Raw genomic sequence first — 20,803 nt, forward strand, 5'->3', positions numbered from 1 at the left:
AGCGGTTGCCTGGTTACTCCGTGAGCGAGATGACAGGGCCGCCGGTTGGAGTTCTGTACGCGTGAGACGGATACCGTCGCCCGTATGGGTGGCGATGAATTCACGGTCCTGCTGACGGATATCTGCGATCATGCAGCACTCGATACCGCTTGTCCTCGTACATGCAGCATCGGCACAGTTTTGTACCCGGAAGATGGGGAGACCGCGAGATAATTGCTGAGCAAGGCAGATACCAGCATGTACGAGGACAAGCGGGGTAGCTGAGCGGCGAAGCATCAACCCCGGCGCGCCGCCTCAATGGTCGCTATGTCGATTTTCCCCATCTGCATCATAGCCTCGAACGCACGCTTGGCGGCAGCGCGATCAGGATCGGCTATCGCTTCTGACAAAGCCACTGGCGTGATCTGCCAGGAAATTCCCCATTTGTCTCTGCACCAGCCACATGCGCTTTCTTCGCCGCCGTTGCCCACAATTGCATGCCAATAACGATCCGTTTCCTCCTGATCGGCGGTGGCCACCTGAAACGAGAAGGCTTCACAGTGCTTGAAAGCCGGGCCGCCATTGAGTCCGAGGCAGGGAATGCCCAGCACAGTGAATTCCACCGTAATAACGTCCCCCTCGGAGCCGGCCGGATAGTCGCCCGGCGCACGGAGCACGGCATCCACCGATGAGTTCGGGAAGGTTTCTGCGTAAAATCGTGCCGCCTCTTCGGCATCCCCGTTGTACCACAGGCATATCGTGTTTTTGGCTCGCGTCGTCATGCTTTATCTCCCTTGTCTGGCTTACTGGCAATGTTCGAGCTCGGCGCTGATCATCCACTGTACGCCGAAACGATCCGTGACCATGCCGAAACGGTGTGCCCAGAACGTTTTTTCAAACGGCATGATGACCGTGCCCCCTTCGGAAAGCGCCTGGAATACCCGCTCTCCCTGTTCGGGACTGGCGTAGTCCAGGTGAACCTGGGCACCCTGGGGCGGCTGATAGCAATCGCCTGCCATATCTGCCCCCATCAGCCGACGGCCCCTGAGATTAAGGGACGAATGGACGATGCGGTCATGCATCTCCGGAGGCATGTCCTCCGCTGCTGGCGTTTCTCCGTAGGTAATCATGGCTTCCAGATTGCCTCCGGTCACCTCCGCATAAAATTCCATGGCTTCCCGGCAGTTGCCGGCAAAGGCCACATGCACATTCATCTCCCGGGGTAGCTTTTCCTGGGCGCGGTGTTGTTCAAGCGCAGCGCTGGGTTCGAAATCCTCCAGTGTAAAGTAACGGCGTAACTCAAGGGTGACATTGCCGTCCGCATCCTCCGGAGGCCATTGTTTGGCCCAGGCGATGGCCTCTTCCAGGGAATCCACTTCAAGCACGCTGTAGCCGGCCAGCAGCTCGCCGGTTTGTTCGAACGGGCCCTGGATCACGGTGGGTTCGCCGTTACGGAACTGAATGCGGCAGCCTTCGCTCGTTGGTCTCAACCCATTGCCATCCACAAAAACTCCGGCCTGCGTCATGCGATCATTATAGTCGGCCATTGCCTGCAGGATGCCTTCAGTGGGCAAGACGGCATTCTCGGTGTCGGTATCAGCCTTGCGCATCAGCATGTATTTCATAGCTTGTTCTCCGGTGATTGTTGAGTGTCTTCACCGGTGAGTCGCGCAGTGCCGATGGAAATCGACAACGAGATGAAAATTTTTTGGCGATGGGAATGGGAGATGGATCGCCGGAGAAGCTGGGAAGCTCTCCGGCGTGAGAGGCCTGTTTTTCATCCCAGCTCGGCCAGTGCATCGTCCAGCAGCTTTTGCCACTCGTTATCCTTCAGGCGCTGGTGGCTGGCATCACCGCTAAAAGCACTTGAGATCACCACATCCGGAGCCAGCGTTCGCAGCTTATGGAGGCTGCTCTGTAACTGTGGCCGGTTGCTGTAACCGTCAATCATGCCCGCACGCCAGTCGCCCCCTTCAGCGCGGTACAGGGTGTCGCCGGTAAACAGATAAACCAGACCGTCCTGGCCTGTGACCTGGAAACAGGTGCTTCCCGGCGTATGGCCGGGGGTGTGAATGATATCCACGCCCTCAATAAGCGGTCCGGATTCGCTGAACAGCAGGTCCGGCTCGCAAAACTTCGCCGCTGCGTCCCGCTCCAGTTCATGGATGCCCAGCTTTGCCCCGAAGCGCTCACGAATGAGTTGCAGCGGTTGGCCAACCTCATCCTGGTGGCTCAGCAGTTGCAAGCTGATTCCTCCCAACTCCTGGATCACCGGCCAGGCACTGTCTTTGCTGGTGTTATAGAACAGGATATTGCCCTGAGGACGCGTTAACAGGTAGGCGTGTGTGTTGAGCCCCGGGGCAGGGCGTTCAACTTCGGTTTCCCAGAGATCCGGCAGTATCTGTTGCATGATGCGTTCTCCTTTTATGGGGTCAGCGACTTGCCGACCGACATAGCTGAGTGTAAAACTTCAAGTAAACTTGAGGTCAAGCAAGGAGAGGACGGGCTGATTTGTCATTGCCGGCTTTATAGACTAGATGTGAGTTGAGCCCGCAACTTTTCCGGTATCAACGGGAATCCAGGCACCCGAATCATCCCTATCGCAGAAACGGAGTCCATTCATGCAGCCAAAAGACATCGTGGCGCAGTTCATCGCCGATATCCATGCGCAGCGCTTTGATGAAGCAAAGGACTGGCTGGTTACCGAGGGGTTTGAATATGTGGGGCCGAATATGAGGTTTCTTCGCCCCGATGACATGCTGGCCTACCAGTTCGGTATGGCTGCCATCCAGAAAGACCTGGTTGTCCGTCAGCTCAGTGCCGACGGCGATCACGTATTCGCGATCCTGGACTACCGGACCCACTTCGAGCCGATCGGAGATGTGCGGCTTGCCGTCTGGTTTCGTGTCCGGAACGATAAAATACAGACGGTTGAAGCCTTCTATAATGCAGCAGTGGTTGAAAACATGCTGGGAGGCAACCTGCCTTCAGCCGGTTCTTGAGCGAAGACTCAGCCGCCGGCCTCCCGATAGGACACCATTCGCTGTTTATCTTCATCCCAAAGGGCGAACCGGAAGCAGTCTGCAATGTCGCGGGGGGCAAGGGTCGTTACCAATGGCGATTGCAGTTCAGGTATCGCGTCCATCACTTCAGGGAGGCGGTAGAAGGGAATTCGAACGTTGAGATGGTGAATATGGTGGTAGCCAATATTCCCGGTAAACCACTGCATAACCTTATTCATCCGCATATAACTTGAAGACTCCATGGCCCCCCGGTAATAGGTCCAGGCTTCGGGCGAAGCAATCTGCATGCGCCGGAAACTGTGCTGGGCAAAAAACAGATAGCACCCCATCGCGGAGGCCAGGATGATCGGCAGCAGGATGACAAAGAAGACCATGCTGAACCCGCCCAGCATCCACACCACGGCGATCAACCCGAAATGACTGATCAGTGCTGTCAGGGAGTCGAGGTGTTTGCGGGGGTTCCTCAGCAGAGGCATGAGCGTAATGTTCAAACCGAAAACAACAGGGTAACTCAACAGCACCACCAGGGGATTGCGCTGGGCGCGATAGGTAAAGCGCTGCCACGGCGTTGAGTCCCGCCACATACGGGCGGTAATGAGCGGAAAAGCGCCCACACCGGCATCCGATATCTGGCCCACATGGCCGTGGTGATAATTGTGGCTGGCAAGCCAGGAGCGTGTTGGCGTCAGCATCAGAGCGCCGAAGGCATGGAAGAGCCAGTAGGCAACCCGCGAGTTGTTGAGAATTGCACGGTGCAGGTAGTCGTGAAAGGTGATGAAGGCCCGCACCATCAGCAGGGCGCCCAAGACCGAAAACACCAGTCTGAGGGGCCACCACGGGATCATCCCGGCAGCCGTCAGCGCGGCAATCATCAACACAAAGGTAGAGCCGACGTGCCACCAGCTTGTCGCAGTAGACTCTTCAACGTAAGGCCTCGTGGCAGCGAGCAGTTCCCGGCCTACCCGGATGCCTTCGCTGTGTTCCGGCAAGGTGTCGTCCGACTCCTGGACATTATCCTGACGCATGGTCCGTCCCTCCTTGCCTATAAAATTAGATCTTTTGGCAGGTGATTTCCATCGGCAATTATTGTGGTGAATTCTCAGGCGAGGCCGCCCAGCTAGTGTAGCCAAGCTCCATAATACGGGTGACTTCGGCATCTGGTACTGCCGACAGGTCACCCAGTTCCAGGGTGTCGTAATGGAATGCGTACAGGCGAGAGGTAAACTCGGCAATGGGCAGGGAGGCTTCGCCGCGAAATTCGCCGTGGCCCTGGGTGGAGCAGGTAATTCCCTGGCCCCAGTCCTGGCCGCTGTCGTTGTTGGGGTTGAAGAAGTAGACCCGCATCTGGTCCTGGGGGCTGAGCCCGACTCTCAGGATGTTGATGGCGTGGCGGCCTACGTAGCGGGCAGCACTGTCCGTGACGGCAATGCCGGCCGGCTGGGCGTGAATCACTGGCATGTTCCCGTTGTAGAAAGGGTGGTAGCTGGCATAGAAGTGCCGGATGAAGCCCTCGTAGTCGCGCACCTCGCCAGTGTGGATATCGGCCACCACACGGAACCCCTGGCTGACCCACCAGCCATAGAATTCCGGGTTGATCCAGCGGTGGGCATCGTCATCCCGGTTTTCACAACGGCGCCACATTTCGCCGTAGATGCGATCCAGGTGGGGGATAAGGATCAGCGAGACCGGGTCCACATCGACCGGCGTTCCGTCGACCAGCCCGGGCTCCAGATCTCTGGAAGAGACGTTCTGGCCCTCGAAGCGGCTCAGCACTTCGTTGTCCCGGGCCGCCCAGGCCAGTACTTGAAGCAGGTAATCGGCCTCGTTGGACGCCCACATCGACAGACCGATTGCTGACTGGCAGGTGGGGTTGTTGCCCTGGCCCACACCCAACGGTTGCCCCAAAAGATTGATGACACCGGCCAGCAGGAATACCCGGGGCGGCCGGGCATTGCCAAAGACCTCTTGCAGGGTGTGTGCGGTCTCCACTGACAGGTGGAGTTTGATTTGCCGCCACAGGGCCTGGGCCACGGAAGGCGTGAACAGCGAACCACGCTCCAGCATCATGGTAAGGCCATAAACGGCCTGGCAGGTTTCCGGGTATATGGCCTCGTCAATCAGGGCATGGACCAGTTCGGTGTAGCAGTAAAGATCGTCCAGGCCGGTCATGGTCAGCCCCAGTGTGTCGGGTATCAGATCGTCCTGGTCACTGTCGCGCAGGAACCTCAGCATAACCGCGTGGTAAGGGGAGGCCAGACCGGTGTCGTGCATGCTGCGGGCAAAGCACGTGGCTTCGGAAGACAGTTCTGCGTCGTCCATCTCCGATAGCCGCTGCTCATAGATCTGCAGGCCAGGGTCTTCGGCGCTGGCTGGTGTGGGTGCAAACAGGGCGTTGACCAGGCGGGTTGCGGCGTCGTTGCCGGTGGTTTTTATCTTGGGGTCATAAAGGCACTTGGCGATCTGATCGATCATCTCGCAGATGCTGTCAACCTGCACTGGTCCCTGGTCCAGCAACCGCCAGACTTCCTCCACCAGGCTGTCCAGCAGGCTCTCATAGCCAAGATGGGAAATCAGATATCGGTAGAGTTCCTGGACAATCAGCCCGAGCTGTTTCGGGCGCTCCCGATCAGCTTCCGTGAGTTGGCCAGACAGCAGATCCAGGTTCAACGCCATAACCTGGGTCAGGAAATGGCGAGCCTGTTCCGCAGAAATGCCGGGATGGAAGTAATCACCCAGGGTGACAGCGAGCATCCGTAGCTCGCTGATGGCCTCTACGATGGTCGTAACGGGCCCGGCCTCGCGCAGGGAGTGCTTGGCCAGTGCCGGCTGCAGGATGGCCGGCTGCGCCCAGTCGCTGGCGCCGAAGATGCCAGCGGATTCCAGCGGGCGGACCCGCCGGTACAGGGCGTCAAAGCCGCCCGGCAGCGTCATCAGCATTCGGGCGCGCTCCAGCAGCCCAAGGCTGGAGGCCCTGGGATCGGCCAGACGGGCGCGGGCGAAGTCCGCTAGCGCCTCATCAAACTGTCTCAATGCCAGCTCGAGTGCAGGGTCGGCGTTTTGGCGCTCCATAGCTTCGACTCCCTTGTCTTTGCAAGCCTCGGCGGCGCGCAACAGGGTGGTGCCGCTCGCGGGTGCCGCAGTGTCGCGGCAGGCGTTACCCGCCTTCGCGGAAGCGCCGGATAAAGGCCTCGGACTCGTCGATTGATTGTTCCATATTGCGAATCAATTCATCCACGTCCTGGCGGATACTCACCAGCTCGTTCTCCAGGGAACCGATCGCCTGGGCGTTCAGGTTATGCTTGAGATACAGCACCTGATCCTGAAACGCCTGCAACACTGGCTCCATACGCTCTTCGGCCTCGTGCATACGGCTGATCAGTTGACTGTACTGAGCTCGGGTCTCATCAAGCTGCTGTTCGCTGTTGCGTCGCAGAGAGGCGCTTTCGTAGAGATCGAGTTCATCTTCCCATTCATCGAACAGATCTTCTGCAACCTCCTCCACCTTGTCGATGCGATCGCGGACGTCCTCCGCACTCGACTTGCTGTCTTCGTAGGCATCGCTGATCTCAGTATACCGATCCTTGAGTTCGGTATCCGGCGTATCCACGACGCTCTGGAAGCGCTCCAGAGATGAGCGGAAGGTTTCCTGGGCGTCATTCTGGCTGTCCCGCGCGTCTTCCACCCGGTCCACCAGGATGTCACGCTTTTCATACCCGAATTTTTCCATGGTTTTGTAGTACACCGAGGAACACCCGCCCAGAAACAAGACACTGAGCAGCAACAGCCACAACTGACGGGCACCTTGTGGCTTTAATGAACTGACAGTGACAGGGTTGGACATAAAGTAGTCTCCGGTTGGGGTACGCGTCCGGAAAGTGAAGCATGGCGGCGGCTTGCTGACAAGCAGATCCGATTCCTGGGCATTATCCTGGCGCATGGGGCGACCCTGTGGTTCTCAGGGGTATCAGGCCTTTTCCTGAGAGAGTGTCTCACACCTTCCTTCAGGCTGTTGATTCGTTCGGAGGCATTGCTGCCGGGTCCGTCCACATTGTTTCCCAAACGTGGCCGTCGGGATCCGCGAGGTTACGGTTATACATGAAACCAAGCTCCTGAACGGGATTGATGTCCGCTGTGCCGCCGTTCGCAGCCGCCGCCTCGTTCATGGCATCGACCGTCTCGCGACTGTCGCAGGATATCGCAAGCATCACCTCGCTAGACGTTGAGGGTGGGATGGGGCGATTTGTGAAGGTGCGCCACTTGTCGTGTGTAAGCAGCATGACGTTAATTGCCTTGCTCCACACCATGCACGCAGCAGTATCGTCTGTAAAATGAGGGTTGTTCTCGAAGCCGATCGATTTGTAGAAAGCCATCGATGCTTCCAGGTTCGTTACCGGCAGGTTCACAAAAATCATTCGAGACATTGCTGTTCTCCTAAAGTTTGTTGAGTGACTGCGCTTGTTCTAGCGAATCATTATTCAGTCGAACTGGAGCATGTGAAATCGACACCGAATCAGATTTTGTTGATCTTTTTGCCTTATTTTAAGGCCTGGCTTTCCATCGCTGCGAAAGCCTCACCAATGGTTATCGGCGCTGTAGGGCGGGCGTACATCGCCCTCAGGTATTCTCGCAGCCTTGGTGCATTGTCGAGCATCTTCTCTTCGTTCGCCCAGTCCAGCGTATACGCGGCGTTGAAGTCCGCCACGCTGAGCCGGTCGCCAACGAGGAACTCGCGTTCTGCCATGTGCGTCTCGAGCACGGCCACCATGTCCACGCACTCCTGCGTTGCCAACTCGACATCCTGAGGCAATTGCTTCTCTTCCGGGTAAACGAACGTGTGACGCGCGATGCGCCACAGAGGCTGCTCAATCTCGGTCACCAGGAAGAAAATCCAGCGGTACATCTGCGCTCTGTCCTCCACTGACTCCGGGATGAAGCCCGCCTGGGGATGTTTCTCGGCCAGGTAAAGCTGGATCGCGGCCGATTCAGTTACCACAAGGCTGCCGTCTACCAATACCGGCACTTTGGCGGCAGGGTTGAGGGAAAGAAAATCTTGCTGGAGTTGCTCTCCATGCAGGAGGTCCACCGGGTGCAGTTCGTACTCCAGGCCGAGTTCGTTGAGCAACCAGATAACGCGCAGTGCTCGGGTAGGGGGTGTTCCGTATAATTTCAGCATGTTCAGCTCCACAGGTGCGCGGGCACCGTTCGTTCGATGGGTTCTTAATCTAGTCGAACGGGAGCATGGGAAATCGACAGTGCTGACAACACTTACTTCCGGGCCACGAGAAAAACCGATGCCTTATTCGGCTGCCATTCGTAGTCAATGCTGAATCCGGCATTGATCAGCATCGACACCAGTTGCTGCCGGTTCAAGCGATTCACAAACGGCGCCAGCCCCACCGTCTGCATGGCCGGAATCAACAGCCGCCAGAGAAACATGAGTTCGGCCACCAGCGCGGTGCTGGATACAAAAATACCGCCGGGCTTCAGCAACCCGTGAACCCGGGAAATTGCCGCCTCTGCATCTTCCAACAGATGCAGGATACTGAGCCCCAACACGGCATCAAAGCTTTCCGCCTCCAGTTCCAGGCTCTCCAGCGTGCCCTGCTGAAAGCGTACATTCCCAACGCCGGCATCGCGGGCCTTCTGCGCGGCGATATCCAGCATCGTGCCGGATATGTCGGTAGCAAGAATCTCTTTCACATAGGGCGCATGAACAAGGGCGGTGCTGCCAGTACCACAGCCGAATTCCAGTACCGACCAGCCTGGCTGAAAATACCCCTGAGTGATGGCCAGTTTCTTCTGATAGGTTTCCTCGTCCCGCACCGGGCTTTTGGCATAGCGGGGTGCGCTCTTGTCCCAGAACTCTTTTGAACCCTTCATTCGTCCCTCATCACAACGTTCTGTGCGGTCATGTCCGTTCCCTGAGTGATGGGTTAAATACCGTATTCACGCTCCACCTTCGCTATCCGGACCCGAAAGCTGGAATACCATTGCTGACGACCAATCCGCTGGGCTTCTTGATGCTCAGCGTTCATCTTCCAGTTGCGGATGGCCTCAAGGCTTTCCCAGTAGGAAACCGTAATGCCCAGATTCTCCCTGGCGGACTCCATGCCCAAAAAGCCTGGCTGCTCGGCAGCTAACTCCGCCATTCTTTCAGCCATCTCGGCGTAGCCGTTGTCACCGTCCGTGCGGTGGCTGGTGAAAATGACGGCGTAATAGGGAGGTTTGGGGGTGTTGGCGATTTCAGACATGAATTTCTCCGAATATTGAATGCCCTGACAGGGATCACAAAGGCTGAGGACTAATAAATTGCTCCCGGTTACAGAGTGATTCGGTAGTATCGGCCATGCTCTCCATCCTTGTAACCAACCTGTTTTACTTGCCAACCCAATTTTTCGGCTACTTTCTGGCTGGCTACGTTATCCTCGGCGATGAAAACCTGGACCGCCTCTAAATCCACCTCTGTGGCCAGCTTTTCAACGGCTAACTTACAGGCCTTGGCGGCAATGCCTTTTCCCCAGGACTCCGATCTGATGAAGTAACCAAAATCGAGCACATCGTTGATTTCTTTGATGCCGCAGAACCCAATGAATTCATCGGTATCAGCCTCCGCGATAACAAACCGGGAAGGATTGTCGAGCGCACTTCTGAACCAGGAGACCGCCTCATCTTCCGTAAGCGGGCGACGAGGTCCCAGAAACCTCATCACCCTGGAATCTCCCAGCATCGACACAACAGCTGCTCTATCTTTTTGTTGAAGTGCCCTTAATTTTACCGAACTCATAAGGCATGGCTGTCGCCGTGTGACGCCAGTGTTAATGGGGCCAATGCCGTAGCCGTGACTGGCATGGTTATGCCTTTGTCTCTCTGACCCGGGACTCACTGTCTGGCCAGTTGTCGAACTGTGGCAGCAAATCTGTGATTTGATGCCAGCTTGCCTTTGAACCTGTAAAAATATGCGCCTCGGGCTCATCATCGATGTCACCTTCCAGACCACCAAGTGGGATGCCGACAACTTCCGGACGATCTTTATAGGTACTGATTAAAGGCGAGCCACACGTCTTGCAAAAGTACTTGGTGACGTTCTCAGACGAGGCATACGGTGTGAGATTGTGCTCTCCTGACAGCCACCGAAACTGATCACTACGAATCGAGGCGCGAGTGCGGAAAGCAGCACCGTGCCACCGCCGGCACTTGGAGCAATGACAATTGAAAATAGGGCCGAGTCGCCCTTCAATTTCATAGCTCACCGTTTCGCACAAACACTTCCCTGTTAGGTTGCTCAAAGGTCCATCTCCCTGAATGCAGCAATTGGATAGCGGTCACACTGACTACAGAAACGTGACCGCTGAATTATTACGCTTTTGTGTTCAAACCAACCAACAAAATAGTGGGAAAATTAAAGGCGTGCCATGCCGATGGGTAATATTCTGTAATATCACAACGTAATCACGAAGTGCGATTGTCCGGAGAACCCCCTGCGATGAGGTGAGGGGCTGGTTCCGGGGCGTCCTGGCCGGGACTTGGACCAGGGCAGAAAATTCAGTAAATTGGGGGCACCTTTAGGCATGGAACTGCCGATTAACAAACCTTTGCGAGAACATGGACGTGACTAAAATTGTTAGCCCGCATTCGCTTGCGCTCCACGAAGCGTTGATGATTGAAGGCCAAAGGGATCAGTGCCCTGAAAAAGAGTTGGCCAGTTTGCTTCCCAGCGGCGTCAGTCGCCACCAGGTTAAAAACCAGTTCAGTGATTACACGGAATCGGAGTTTCTTGAGCTATTGGTCGACATAGTTGAGGCCAATGGGTCGGAGGAGTATCAGGATCAGTTACTGGAGCACTTTATCCAGATTACGGAACACCCGTCGGGGTCTGATTTGATCTATTACCCAGAGAATCCGGCTGACGCAACGCCAAAGCGAATCCTTGAAACCGTCAAAGAATGGCGCGCCCGGAACGGATTGCCCGGCTTATTGAGCTAATACATGGGAAGCCCATATGAAGCTGGATAAGGGGCATTTAATCGAATACTCGGAGAACGAGTTTCTGGAAATCCTCAAGGAATTCTGGGACGGCGATATGACGGAAGCTGAGGAATATGAGTTCGTGCAACGCTTCAATGAGATCATCGAGCACCCCGAGAAAAGTGATTTGATTTTCTACCCGCCTGGCAATCGCGATGATTCACCCGAGGGTGTGATCGACGAACTAAAAAAGTGGTATCGAGAACAGGGCAAAGCCTGTTTCAGGGCATAAATCCAATATGGGCAGCATCCGAATTGAAGACATGACTCGAGAGGAATTCCTCAGTCTTCTGGAGAAAATCTTTGATGTGAAGGGGCGTCGGGATACCCACGATGAACTCGTCGACCAGTTCGAGGATTTATCACAGCACCCAGATGGATCTGACCTGATTTTCTACCCTGAGAATCCTGAGGATTCAACGCCTGAGCGTATCGTAGAGATTGTTGCGGAATGGCGCGCCCGCAACGGATTGCCCAGTTTCAAAGGTTAGGCTGCTCGACTTTTCTATTCCTCAATCTGCGGTGCACTGAATGCCTTGCTGCAGAACCCCGATGGATCAAAGCAGCAAACCCTCCTTTATTCCACTCCACCGGTATGGCCTTAATGCGTTGCTGCAACGGTTCCACCACCGATTCCAGAAAGTGCCGTACCCTCGGTGACAGCAGGCGGCTGTGGGGGAAAACAAACTGCACAGGCAGTTCCGACATGATGTAGTCGGCCAGGACCGGTACCAACGTGCCATATTCAACGTCTTTCTGCGCCTGGTAACCCAGCACCCGGCAGAGGCCGAGGCCGTCCCGGGCGGCGTCAAGCCCTGCCTCGATCCTGTTGACACTGACAACGGGATGGACGCGCTGCTCCCAGGGCTCCCCATCTACCTGAAACTGCCATACCTCTCCCGAGGGGTCGAAGCACACAGTCGGCCAGTCTGACAACTGCCTGGGGTGGGTGGGCATTCCCATCTGCCCGATCAATGCCGGACTCGCACAGATTACGTATGGAGTGCTACCGACCACCCGAGCCACCAGAGAAGAATCGGCGAGATGGCCGATACGCAGCGCCAGATCAAACCCCTGCTCGATCATATCCACAATATGATCGTCCAGGGTCAGTTCAGCGCTCATGCCAGGATTCTGCTTGAGCCACTGGTTCAGCAACGGCGCCAGGTGCAGGCGTCCGAACGTTTCCGGGGCAGTGATCCTCAGCTTGCCGGCCGGGTTGGCACGGCAGCTGTCGAGCCGGACCTCCATCGCCTCGATATCCGCAAGTATTTGCCGGCTGTGCAGCAGGTAATCACGGCCTTCGTCCGTTAACGCAATGCGACGGGTGCTGCGGTTCAGCAGGCGAACGCCAAGGTGCTTTTCCAGTGTGGCAAGGGTCCGCACCACAGCGGCCGGGGACCGGTCCAGTCTGTTGGCGGCGGCGGACAGACTGCCCTCGTCGACAATGGCGACAAAGGTGCTCATGGCCTTGAGTTTGTCCATTGTCAGATACCTTCCGCAGCCGCTCACAGGGGATTTGTGCAAAAACCTGAATAAACCTAACAGGTCCGCGGCATTTATTGAATCCGTGTAGAGGCGTTTACTGGCAACACAACGTCACCCCTACGGAGTCAGCCATGAAACAACCTCAGCGCATTCATCAATATGACCATGTCGGTATCCGGGTGAGCGATCGTCAGGAGGCGGTCGCTTTCTATGAGCAACTCGGGTTCCAGGAGGTGCGTCGTTTCGGCCAATACGAGGCCAATGAAATGGAAACGACCGATGGCGTACGTATCAACCTGATTTTCAATGCCACGCGATTGCCCCACGGCAGGAATGTCCTTCTGGACGAGCCGATCAAGCTGCCCGGCGTCACCCACCCGGCTTTTGTGGTGGACGACCTCTACGCCCTGAAGGACTGGCTTGATCAGGCGGGCATTCCCATCACCGAAGGCATCCATCGCCTTGGCCCGCGTCGGATCACCCTGTTCATCCGCGACCCGGACAGAAACGTGCTGGAGTTCAACCAGCTGCTGCCTGAACCGGCGCCCCACGACGACATATCAAGCCACACACCCACATCCTGAGGAGGAACCGACCATGACACTGTACGACCTGGAACTCTCCGGTAACTGCTACAAAGTTCGTCTGTTTGCCGCTTTGGCGGGCATTGAGCTGGAACGGGAACCGGTGGATCTGCCCGGCGGCGCCCACAAGCGCTCACCGTTCATTGACCTGAACCCCTGGGGCCAGGTGCCGGTACTGACCGACGGGAACCTGGTGCTGCGGGATTCCCAGGCGATCCTGGTGTACCTGGCACGCCAGTATGGCGGCCATCAGTGGTGGCCAGATGCGGCCGCCCACCAGGGCGAGATCATGCAGTGGCTGTCCACCGCTGCCAACGAAATCCACAACGGCCCAAACGTCGCCCGGCTGGTGGACAAGTTTGGATACCCAATGGACAAGGCGCACGCACTGAACGTCAGTGCCCAAGTTTTGCCCCTGATCGAGCAGCACCTGAACGAGCACGCCTGGCTGGCCCTGGGCCGTCCGACCATCGCGGACTGCGCCGTGTTCCCCTACATCGCCGTTGGCTGGGAAGGGGGCGTGTTGCTTGAACCCTACCCAGCGATCCGGGCGTGGATCGACCGTATCAAGGCGCTGCCGGGATACATCACCATGCCGGGCATCGAGTAACTGGACGTGTCTATTCCTCAATCTGCGGCGCACTGAATGCCTTGCTGTAGAACCCCGATGGATCAAAACAGCAGACCCGCTTCTTGCCTGAGGCGAGCATGTCACATGCATCGTTGATGCGCTTCACGCGGGTTTTTGCCTGTTTGGCCGACGTAATCCAATGAATCCAATCGAGGCGTGCGATTGGCGTTGTTGAATTCCACGTAGCCAGGGATTCAGGGGCAGCTTCCAGAGCTTGCGCCAGGTCAGCAGGTATTTCCGGCTCAGGCTCTTGCTCCACGGCCGCGATTTCGAAGTGGGCCTCGTCCCCGATTCGTGCGTGTGAAGCTTCAAGCAGATCTTCATCAATCCGCAGCCAGTGACTTTTCTGGCCATCCGGCTCGAGCAAGGCCTGGAAACCGTGCCCGTTAATCGCTGCCATTACAGTGACCCGACCACGCCTCGGGAGCTTTGCGCTTGCCTCTCTGGGCAGAACGATGAAAGCCCACGTACCGCCGCTACCTGATTCCTTCGGCCGAAGCAGCCGCTCGTTGAACTCAGACCTTGTGTCTTGTTGCGTCATGGGATCCTCGAAGCTCAATCTGCCCTGATTGATAAGACTCTAAATGGATACCAGACTCCTGACAAAGAGTGAACTCAAATCATCACCCCTGCCTATGCGCCCGATACTCCCCCTGTCGCTCCAGCATCCAGCCCGGATACTCCGCCGGCAGGCGGCTGACCTCATCCAGGGCCGCCAGTTCGTCGGCTGAGAACCGGATTTGTGCCGCCAGGAGATTGTCCCGTAACTGGTCGACCCGCTTGGCGCCGATAATGACACTGGTCACCGCGTTCTGGTGCAGCAGCCAGGCGAGCGCGGTTTGAGCCACGCTGACGGGCTGGCCGTCGACCTGCTTGCCGGCGGCGATCTCCCGCATCACGGCGATGACCGCGCTGCCACGCTCCCGGTTGACCGGCGGGAAATCAAACTTGGCGCGCCGGTTTTCCTCGGAGACGTCCGGCCCTTCGTACTTGCCGGAAAGGTAGCCGCCCGCCAACGGGCTCCACACCATCAGACCGATGTTTTCGGACTCCAGCATGGGGATCACTTCCCGCTCCAGATCCCGGCCCACGAGGGTGTAGTAGGCCTGCAAGGACAGAATCGGGCACAGGCGGCGGGCCCGGGTAATACCAACGGCTTTCATCACCTGCCAGGCGGCCCAGTTCGACAGGCCGACGTAACGGACGTGGCCGTGCTGCACCAGGGTGTTCAGCGCCTCCAGGGTTTCTTCCATCGGCGTGGCCGGGTCGAAGCCGTGGATCTGGTACAGATCGATATAGTCTGTTTGCAGTCGCTGCAGGCTGGCCTTGCACTCGCTCATGATGTGGCCACGGGAGGCGCCGCGGGCATTGGGGCCGTCGCCCATCGGGCCGAGCACCTTGGTGGCCAGTACGACATCTTCGCGGCGGACGTCCAGATTCTTCAGGGACTGGCCTACGATGCGTTCACTGGCACCGCCCCCATAAACGTTGGCGGTATCGATAAAGTTGATGCCCGCCTCCAGAGCGGTCTTCATCAGCTCATCAGCCTGTTCCTGCTGCAACTGGCCGATCAGCCCCCACATGTCGTCCCCGCCGCCGAAGGTCATGGTGCCCAGGCACAGTTCCGATACAAACAGACCCGAGTTGCCCAGCGTTCTCAGGCGCAGGGGCGCGTCATGGGGGGATTGGGGTAGGTTGGGAGTTGTCATAGCCGATCACCTCTTCATTGTGGAAGAACCTGCCAGGGCAGGACCGTGGGTTCATACTAGGTGACGCAAGGCCAATCGGGCTGGCGGAACCTCTCAGAGGATTGCACAATCCTCTCAACCTGGTATCAGCCCGGGGATGCCCCTGCTGAAGTGCGGCGCCGGACAGTCTATGATTCCACCAGAACAGGAGACCATCATGACCGCCCAGCCCAACGTCATTCCAATGCAACCGGCCAACCCATCCCTGAGTCGGCTCCGTGATCTTGTCGAGCAGCAATGGCTGACCCATGGCCCGGAGAACGCGATCGACGGTTTGCGCCTGACCCGCGCCCTGGAACCCAGCGGCACCATCCGGGCCCTTTACCAGACCTCGTTCTGCATCGTAGTGCAGGGGGCCAAGGTGACGGCGGTTGGAGAGTCGGCGTTTCATTATCGACAGAGCGAGTGCCTGCTGGCGTCCGTCAATGTGCCGGTGAACTCCCGGATCGTGCAGGCCGCCCCCGATAAACCGTATCTAGCGTTGAGCCTGTCGATTGATCCGGCAATGATTTCCGAGCTGCTGGTGACCCATCCGGAAATGGCGTACCGGGGCCCCAAACAGCCGGGGTTGGTCACGGCCGGGATGCCGGATGAGCTGTACGATCCTGTCATCCGCCTGCTGCGGTTGCTCGATCAACCGGATGACCGTGAAGTGCTGGAGCCGCTTGTCCGCCGGGAAATCTGCTGGCGTGTATTGCGGTCGCCGCTGGGGCCGGCCCTGCAGCAGATCGGCCTGAAGGACAGCGACACCGCCCGCATTGGCCGGGTAACGGCCTGGATGCAGGCAAACTACCAACAGCCCTTCCGGGTGGCTGAGCTGGCGGCAATGGCGAGTATGAGCCCGGCGACCTTTCACCGGCATTTCAAGAGCATCACCCGGTTAACGCCCGTGCAATTCCAGAAGCTGGTGCGCTTGCAGGAAGCCCGGCGGCTGTTGTTAAGCGATCAGGAAGTGGCGAGTGTTGGCTACCAGGTCGGCTATGAAAGCCCGTCCCAGTTCAGCCGCGATTACCGCAAGCTGTTTGGTGCACCACCGGGCCGGGATAAGGCCGTGATGCGGTCTAGCGTGGCGATTGAGAGTGGGGTATGAGGTGGGATTACCCCTCAATAGAAATTGGCCATGGCGGCCTGTGGTCTACTTTTGAACTTCGTTAAAAATGGGGGATTACCGAGAGCCTTCGGCCCGGAACAACCTTAATGGCCTTATTATGAATTATTGTCTTGGTTCCGACCATGACTCGACCTTCCCACGAATAAAGACAACTTCTGCGCGGTTTGGATAATACCAATGCGCAAGGTTACCTCCATCCACTCGCTCAGGCTTGCCGAGAATTCTTTCAACATCATCATAACCCATTGCTGTTGAGAGCTTTCTCCAGTTTGCGATTGATTTCCAGGCATCCCCATTCGCCACGAATTCCTGGGCTTCATCTTGATCACTGAGCAGGGATTCTAGGTTCGATACCTGAATCTTCAGTTCTTGGACTTGCTTCTCCAGTCGATCAATCCGAGCGCTGTCATCTGCATGCACATTGAGGGCAATGCTCAACGTGAGAAATCCTATAAAGGTAATGGTTTTAAACATCGTCTTCCTCTCAGAAACATAACGCTAGTCATCAGCCGCGTCGGCTGGATGGCCTTGTTGGGCGATTTGCGCCTCTCAACCCCTGAAGTTCAAAAACGAACTCCTCTTTTAGTCTGTCAAGGAAAGCCTGTCGAGCGGCGGCATCCGACTCCAATTGGTCAACCAGCCTAGAGAGAGCCTCTCGAACCTCGCTTAGCAGTATCCGAGGATTGAAGCTCACCACCGGCCCTTCATTTACAAGCGTTTCTTGTTCAAGAGAGAACTCTACGCCCGCCTTTAGCCTTGCCTCATGAACAAGCCCATTCCTAACTTCCGAGTAAAGAGCATCTGCCTGTCGCGGATTATGAAGCCCCCTTAGTTCGTTGCCTAGCCAAGCCTTAACACGGGCTCCAACGCGCTCCTCTTCGCGAGAGAGTCTAGCCAAGGCATCAATGGCTGTTAGTACAAGCAGGCCGGACGCAAAGCCGTGACCTGAATCAGCCAACAAAGCAGCTGGCGTCAGGTAGAACCCTTCGACACGAGAGGCATACTGCCTCGGAAGTTGCTCGCCGCTGAGGTCAACCTGGGAGAAACGGATGTTGGGAGCAAAATAAAGGAAGTCGCCAATTTTCATATCATGGTTACCTAGTTCGACGCCCAACGCAGAGCGCACCGGTTGCCTTTTTGGAGCGAAGCGGAGAAAAGGACATCCGTGTGACGCGTATTGTTAGACTACTACTCGTCGCCCCCGCGAATATACTCATGAGAAGGCACGAATAGAGGCACAGTCACTTCGCCCGTTTCCTCGGAAATCCTCCTTTCTCTAATCAGTACCATTTGCACGAAATAAACCACTGCGGCCCTAGTCAACTTCAACGTAGAAAGGGACTCATGGGTAAACTCTTCAAGGTCAAAGTGTTCAACACACCCGGAGGTACCTTTTTCTCGTGGGATCCCCATGTCGTGAAGAACAGTAAATCGATGCGTCGAGGAGTTTCTTGAGCTCTGTTTTTTCGACAAAAAACCTTGTTTGTTCGATAGGTCTCTAGAAACCTCTGTCAGTGCCAAAAGTGCCGTATTACCATTTTCAATTTCCGCTTTAATTATCGGATCGAATTCTCTCGTTTTTTGGCCTTTCTCGGGTTTCTTAAACCAAGCGTTCTTCATAGACGCGTCCTTCGCACTACTGACCTTGAGATAAGAGAGCGATGCCACAGCAATTTTATCAAGGATATCTAGGGCGCTACGTTGTGCTAAAGCTAAGGCTGACTCATTTATGCCGTAGCTAGCATAATCAAGGGTGTCATTATAGTTGGCAGTTTCATTGAAGTGGTCGTTGCACGCATGGAAAAATATTTGCCTGGCTAGAATGTAATCAGATTTGATAACATTGACCATCGCAAAAATCTCAGGGACACCGAATTCTGACCCTGAAGGAGAGGTTACCGAAGATATATTAATATTGTCCCAGTGTTCAGAATTATGCGAATGTGAGTGAATAGTGGGCGAGAGCGTCAGATTGTTCTTTATGACAAATCTCTCGTAGCTATCGACCTGAACCTCTTGGTCCGATTTTCTAGATGGACGAATATTGGTTATTTCGCCCATTATTCCGTTCACCCCATACTCACCCGAGTATGCATGTATGGTGTCAATATTCTGATTAATGTGAGATGCAAGATGTTCGATCTCTGCTTTTACCAAATCAGGGTCACCTAAGCCTTGCCCTAATGCATATCTCAGCATTTTCAAGGCACCTGAGCTTGCGACGGCATTTTTCGGGTTTTCCTCTAAGGCTTGAGAATAAAAATCATATGCTTCAACCCACCGATAAGATGACCAAAGAAGATTACCCAAATTAGTAAAGGATTGAGATCGGGTATCAGAAGATGCTTCCGCATCAATCGCTGATTTATAGAACAGCTGCCGGGCCTCTAATCGATACTTTTCAGTTACTCCATACCAACTATACCCTTCGTAGCTCGTAGACAAGGCAAGAGCATGAAGGCCATTCGCCAAATTATAGTTTAGCTCCGAGTTTTCTTTACACTTGCCGACAACAAACCGAAAAATTTCTACTCCTTTAAAAACTGAATCAAAGTCCTTTAGCAACCCTCCAGCGTCAACCAGAATGGCTGCCTTCAACAAATCAATGTTGATATTCCCGGAGAGCTCCAGCGCTTGACGAATAGCTTCGCGCGGGTTCTCGTCGACCAAGTGATTCAGACTTTCCGCTTGCTCAGCTAATTCCACTAAGCCTCCTGAAAATCTAACGGCAGCCAGCATGCATGTCCACTACACTGGGGGAAGTCCATGTCCGCCAACATGCGATTTTTAGAGCATTCAACCTTCAATTTTGGGGAGTTTGACCTGTAACCCTGGCAGGTAAATGCTGATTGGATTATCCTCACTCCTATTATTGTCAGACGGGCTTAGGTAGTTCTTTATGTGCTCAATCAGCTCGTTCTTAGCCGACGCCATTCTGTCCATCAAGGTATAAATGTCCGAAACGTCAATGACTATTGTGCGACCTTGGGCCACGTCGAACGGAATCTTGTCTCCTTTTCGTATTATTTGGATGGTTGGTAGTTTTGTCATGTGTCTGACACCCAATTCATAAAAAGCGTTTGGGTTCCCAAATGAAAGATCAGCCACACAAAATTTGCTGGAAACTATATGCTCGAATATTTGTTGGGAAATTAGCCCAGAACGTCCAATTTTGTCAGCTCTTACAACCTTGATCCCGAACTTAGAGAAAGCAGGCTCGACGAGGTGCTTAAGAAGCATATCTGCATGTTTTCTCTCTGAAGATGATTCCTCCCCAATTGGAGTAATATAAAAACATAGTTTTTCTGTGTCTGAAATATCGGCCGAGTCATCATCGATATCGTCAATGGGTGCAGCATCAACCTCTTGTTGCTCTTCTTCGGCAATATCCTGTTTCTCTTCATTCTCTATTAATTTTTTCGTGGTGCTATTAACCGCCCCATCCAGTCGGATGGTCCTTTTTCCGCCGGAGTGTTCAAGAATTATCCCAGCGTACTCCGCGTTGGAAATTATTATGCCTTTAGCTTCTTCGACGCGATCGCGAGGTACAGAATATCGATTTTCTAGGACATTGTTTAGAAACTCGTCATCTGGAATAAGCTTTCCATCATAGTCAGAATAAAACTTGCTAGGAATTGTAGGTATGCGCACTGCCTTAATCGCTGCTTCCGACTTCTCTTCTGGGTAGTTCGGAGCGAGCAGTTTTCGGCCAGTTTCGGATAGATGAAATTTTTCACCATCTTTGAGAATTAATTCGTATGCCTGTGCGGCCCATATTAGGTATTTAGTATTGGGGGATTTGGGGCCAGCATTCATTGCTCCTGCAATTTCATCCCAGGTCGCCGATCCACCTGCGTATATTTCGTGAATCGGATTAATGACGACAAGACATTCCTCCAATGTTTTTTTCGGGAGGTCAGCCGTCGAAATCTTCTTTTTGCCCGACTTTGGACCACGCTGCTTTGGTTCAGCTTTTTCTGTTTCTTCTGACATGTTCACTCCCTACCATTTATATTCGATTGCCGTGGCTCTAACGAGTCATGCAGCGCACGGACTTGTTAACGGTCTCTCTCAGAGAGTACCAGGGTTGTATCGAGCTGCCTCAGTGGCCGCTGAGGGTGGGCCTCAATTTACCCAAAACACGGAAAAATTATCCATACAAGGCTGTAGAAAAAGTCCCGCCCCTTTGTCTGATCGCGCTCCTACGTGAAATC

General features: G+C 55.2%; 26 protein-coding genes and 1 pseudogene. 8 read left to right on the forward strand and 19 right to left on the reverse strand.

The window, feature by feature from the left end:
- Positions 1–39: 39 nt before the first annotated feature.
- Positions 40–210, forward strand: a pseudogene (locus ACQUWM_RS07145) (diguanylate cyclase domain-containing protein); the annotation flags it as partial.
- Positions 211–275: 65 nt separating this feature from the next.
- Here the strand turns inward: ACQUWM_RS07145 and ACQUWM_RS07150 are convergent.
- The 3 genes from ACQUWM_RS07150 to ACQUWM_RS07160 form a co-directional block, all read right to left on the reverse strand.
- Positions 276–761 (reverse strand): VOC family protein, encoded by a 486-nt coding sequence (locus ACQUWM_RS07150; RefSeq protein WP_428921658.1) that lies wholly within the window; start codon positions 759–761, stop codon positions 276–278.
- A 21-nt stretch (positions 762–782) separates the two neighbouring features.
- Positions 783–1,604: a YciI family protein gene (locus tag ACQUWM_RS07155; protein ID WP_428921659.1), complete on the reverse strand. Its 822-nt coding sequence runs from the start codon at positions 1,602–1,604 to the stop codon at positions 783–785.
- 152 nt (positions 1,605–1,756) lie between these two features.
- Positions 1,757–2,389: an MBL fold metallo-hydrolase gene (locus tag ACQUWM_RS07160; protein WP_428921660.1), complete on the reverse strand. Its 633-nt coding sequence runs from the start codon at positions 2,387–2,389 to the stop codon at positions 1,757–1,759.
- A gap of 211 nt (positions 2,390–2,600) precedes the next feature.
- On the opposite strand from ACQUWM_RS07160, the gene ACQUWM_RS07165 reads away from it, so the two are divergent.
- Positions 2,601–2,981 carry a nuclear transport factor 2 family protein gene (locus ACQUWM_RS07165; RefSeq protein ID WP_428921661.1) on the forward strand — a complete coding sequence of 127 codons (381 nt, stop codon included), beginning with the start codon at positions 2,601–2,603 and terminating at the stop codon, positions 2,979–2,981.
- Between the two features lie 8 nt (positions 2,982–2,989).
- On the opposite strand, the gene ACQUWM_RS07170 is transcribed toward ACQUWM_RS07165, so the two are convergent.
- The 9 genes from ACQUWM_RS07170 to ACQUWM_RS07210 all read right to left on the reverse strand — a co-directional run bounded on the left by ACQUWM_RS07170 (position 2,990) and on the right by ACQUWM_RS07210 (position 10,288).
- Positions 2,990–4,027 carry a fatty acid desaturase family protein gene (locus tag ACQUWM_RS07170; RefSeq protein WP_428921662.1) on the reverse strand — a complete coding sequence of 346 codons (1,038 nt, stop codon included), beginning with the start codon at positions 4,025–4,027 and terminating at the stop codon, positions 2,990–2,992.
- A 58-nt stretch (positions 4,028–4,085) separates the two neighbouring features.
- A complete protein-coding gene (locus tag ACQUWM_RS07175) occupies positions 4,086–6,071 on the reverse strand; it encodes a hypothetical protein (RefSeq protein ID WP_428921663.1) in 1,986 nt (661 codons plus the stop codon).
- Between the two features lie 85 nt (positions 6,072–6,156).
- Positions 6,157–6,843 carry a DUF2959 domain-containing protein gene (locus ACQUWM_RS07180; RefSeq protein ID WP_428921664.1) on the reverse strand — a complete coding sequence of 229 codons (687 nt, stop codon included), beginning with the start codon at positions 6,841–6,843 and terminating at the stop codon, positions 6,157–6,159.
- A 160-nt stretch (positions 6,844–7,003) separates the two neighbouring features.
- Positions 7,004–7,423 (reverse strand): VOC family protein, encoded by a 420-nt coding sequence (locus ACQUWM_RS07185; protein WP_428921665.1) that lies wholly within the window; start codon positions 7,421–7,423, stop codon positions 7,004–7,006.
- Between the two features lie 113 nt (positions 7,424–7,536).
- Complete coding sequence (locus ACQUWM_RS07190; RefSeq protein WP_428921666.1) at positions 7,537–8,175, reverse strand: glutathione S-transferase family protein; 639 nt, start codon at positions 8,173–8,175, stop codon at positions 7,537–7,539.
- Positions 8,176–8,267: 92 nt separating this feature from the next.
- Positions 8,268–8,882 (reverse strand): class I SAM-dependent methyltransferase, encoded by a 615-nt coding sequence (locus tag ACQUWM_RS07195; RefSeq protein ID WP_428921667.1) that lies wholly within the window; start codon positions 8,880–8,882, stop codon positions 8,268–8,270.
- Between the two features lie 53 nt (positions 8,883–8,935).
- Complete coding sequence (locus ACQUWM_RS07200; protein WP_428921668.1) at positions 8,936–9,253, reverse strand: antibiotic biosynthesis monooxygenase family protein; 318 nt, start codon at positions 9,251–9,253, stop codon at positions 8,936–8,938.
- A 68-nt stretch (positions 9,254–9,321) separates the two neighbouring features.
- Positions 9,322–9,786, reverse strand: a complete 465-nt coding sequence (locus ACQUWM_RS07205) for a GNAT family N-acetyltransferase (RefSeq protein ID WP_428921669.1) — start codon at positions 9,784–9,786, stop codon at positions 9,322–9,324.
- 67 nt (positions 9,787–9,853) lie between these two features.
- Positions 9,854–10,288 carry a GFA family protein gene (locus ACQUWM_RS07210; protein WP_428921670.1) on the reverse strand — a complete coding sequence of 145 codons (435 nt, stop codon included), beginning with the start codon at positions 10,286–10,288 and terminating at the stop codon, positions 9,854–9,856.
- A gap of 322 nt (positions 10,289–10,610) precedes the next feature.
- On the opposite strand from ACQUWM_RS07210, the gene ACQUWM_RS07215 reads away from it, so the two are divergent.
- The 3 genes from ACQUWM_RS07215 to ACQUWM_RS07225 are packed head-to-tail and all read left to right on the forward strand — an operon-like array spanning position 10,611 to position 11,518.
- The gene (locus tag ACQUWM_RS07215) at positions 10,611–10,985 is read left to right on the forward strand and encodes a bacteriocin immunity protein (protein ID WP_428921671.1); all 375 of its coding nucleotides are present in this window, start codon (positions 10,611–10,613) and stop codon (positions 10,983–10,985) included.
- 16 nt (positions 10,986–11,001) lie between these two features.
- Positions 11,002–11,259, forward strand: coding sequence for a bacteriocin immunity protein (locus tag ACQUWM_RS07220; protein WP_407002204.1), 258 nt, complete (start codon positions 11,002–11,004; stop codon positions 11,257–11,259).
- Positions 11,260–11,266: 7 nt separating this feature from the next.
- Entirely contained in the window at positions 11,267–11,518 is a 252-nt protein-coding gene (locus tag ACQUWM_RS07225) for a bacteriocin immunity protein (RefSeq protein WP_407002205.1), read from the forward strand.
- On the opposite strand, the gene ACQUWM_RS07230 is transcribed toward ACQUWM_RS07225, so the two are convergent.
- On the reverse strand, positions 11,508–12,512 hold the full coding sequence (locus ACQUWM_RS07230) for a LysR family transcriptional regulator (protein ID WP_428921672.1): 1,005 nt from the start codon (positions 12,510–12,512) through the stop codon (positions 11,508–11,510). The two genes, ACQUWM_RS07225 and ACQUWM_RS07230, sit on opposite strands and share 11 nt — an antisense overlap.
- Positions 12,513–12,646: 134 nt before the next feature.
- On the opposite strand from ACQUWM_RS07230, the gene ACQUWM_RS07235 reads away from it, so the two are divergent.
- Both ACQUWM_RS07235 and ACQUWM_RS07240 read left to right on the forward strand, forming a co-directional pair.
- A complete protein-coding gene (locus ACQUWM_RS07235) occupies positions 12,647–13,099 on the forward strand; it encodes a VOC family protein (RefSeq protein WP_407002207.1) in 453 nt (150 codons plus the stop codon).
- Between the two features lie 13 nt (positions 13,100–13,112).
- A complete protein-coding gene (locus ACQUWM_RS07240; RefSeq protein WP_428921673.1) occupies positions 13,113–13,709 on the forward strand; it encodes a glutathione S-transferase family protein in 597 nt (198 codons plus the stop codon).
- Between the two features lie 10 nt (positions 13,710–13,719).
- Here ACQUWM_RS07240 and ACQUWM_RS07245 read toward each other — a convergent pair whose 3' ends face one another.
- Together ACQUWM_RS07245 and ACQUWM_RS07250 are read right to left on the reverse strand one after the other, a co-directional pair.
- The gene (locus tag ACQUWM_RS07245) at positions 13,720–14,271 is read right to left on the reverse strand and encodes a YdeI/OmpD-associated family protein (RefSeq protein ID WP_428921674.1); all 552 of its coding nucleotides are present in this window, start codon (positions 14,269–14,271) and stop codon (positions 13,720–13,722) included.
- Between the two features lie 82 nt (positions 14,272–14,353).
- Entirely contained in the window at positions 14,354–15,439 is a 1,086-nt protein-coding gene (locus tag ACQUWM_RS07250) for an aldo/keto reductase (RefSeq protein WP_428921675.1), read from the reverse strand.
- A 196-nt stretch (positions 15,440–15,635) separates the two neighbouring features.
- Between ACQUWM_RS07250 and ACQUWM_RS07255 the strand changes: the two genes are divergently transcribed.
- Positions 15,636–16,568: an AraC family transcriptional regulator N-terminal domain-containing protein gene (locus tag ACQUWM_RS07255; protein WP_428921676.1), complete on the forward strand. Its 933-nt coding sequence runs from the start codon at positions 15,636–15,638 to the stop codon at positions 16,566–16,568.
- A 123-nt stretch (positions 16,569–16,691) separates the two neighbouring features.
- On the opposite strand, the gene ACQUWM_RS07260 is transcribed toward ACQUWM_RS07255, so the two are convergent.
- The 4 genes from ACQUWM_RS07260 to ACQUWM_RS07275 form a co-directional block, all read right to left on the reverse strand.
- Positions 16,692–17,063, reverse strand: a complete 372-nt coding sequence (locus ACQUWM_RS07260) for a hypothetical protein (RefSeq protein WP_428921677.1) — start codon at positions 17,061–17,063, stop codon at positions 16,692–16,694.
- A 31-nt stretch (positions 17,064–17,094) separates the two neighbouring features.
- Positions 17,095–17,676 carry a hypothetical protein gene (locus ACQUWM_RS07265; RefSeq protein WP_428921678.1) on the reverse strand — a complete coding sequence of 194 codons (582 nt, stop codon included), beginning with the start codon at positions 17,674–17,676 and terminating at the stop codon, positions 17,095–17,097.
- Between the two features lie 101 nt (positions 17,677–17,777).
- On the reverse strand, positions 17,778–19,295 hold the full coding sequence (locus ACQUWM_RS07270; protein WP_428921679.1) for an LA2681 family HEPN domain-containing protein: 1,518 nt from the start codon (positions 19,293–19,295) through the stop codon (positions 17,778–17,780).
- Between the two features lie 90 nt (positions 19,296–19,385).
- Positions 19,386–20,582, reverse strand: coding sequence for a hypothetical protein (locus ACQUWM_RS07275; RefSeq protein WP_428921680.1), 1,197 nt, complete (start codon positions 20,580–20,582; stop codon positions 19,386–19,388).
- Between the last annotated feature and the right edge of the window lie 221 nt (positions 20,583–20,803).

This window comes from Marinobacter sp. DUT-3 (assembly GCF_050379435.1).
Lineage (GTDB): Bacteria > Pseudomonadota > Gammaproteobacteria > Pseudomonadales > Oleiphilaceae > Marinobacter.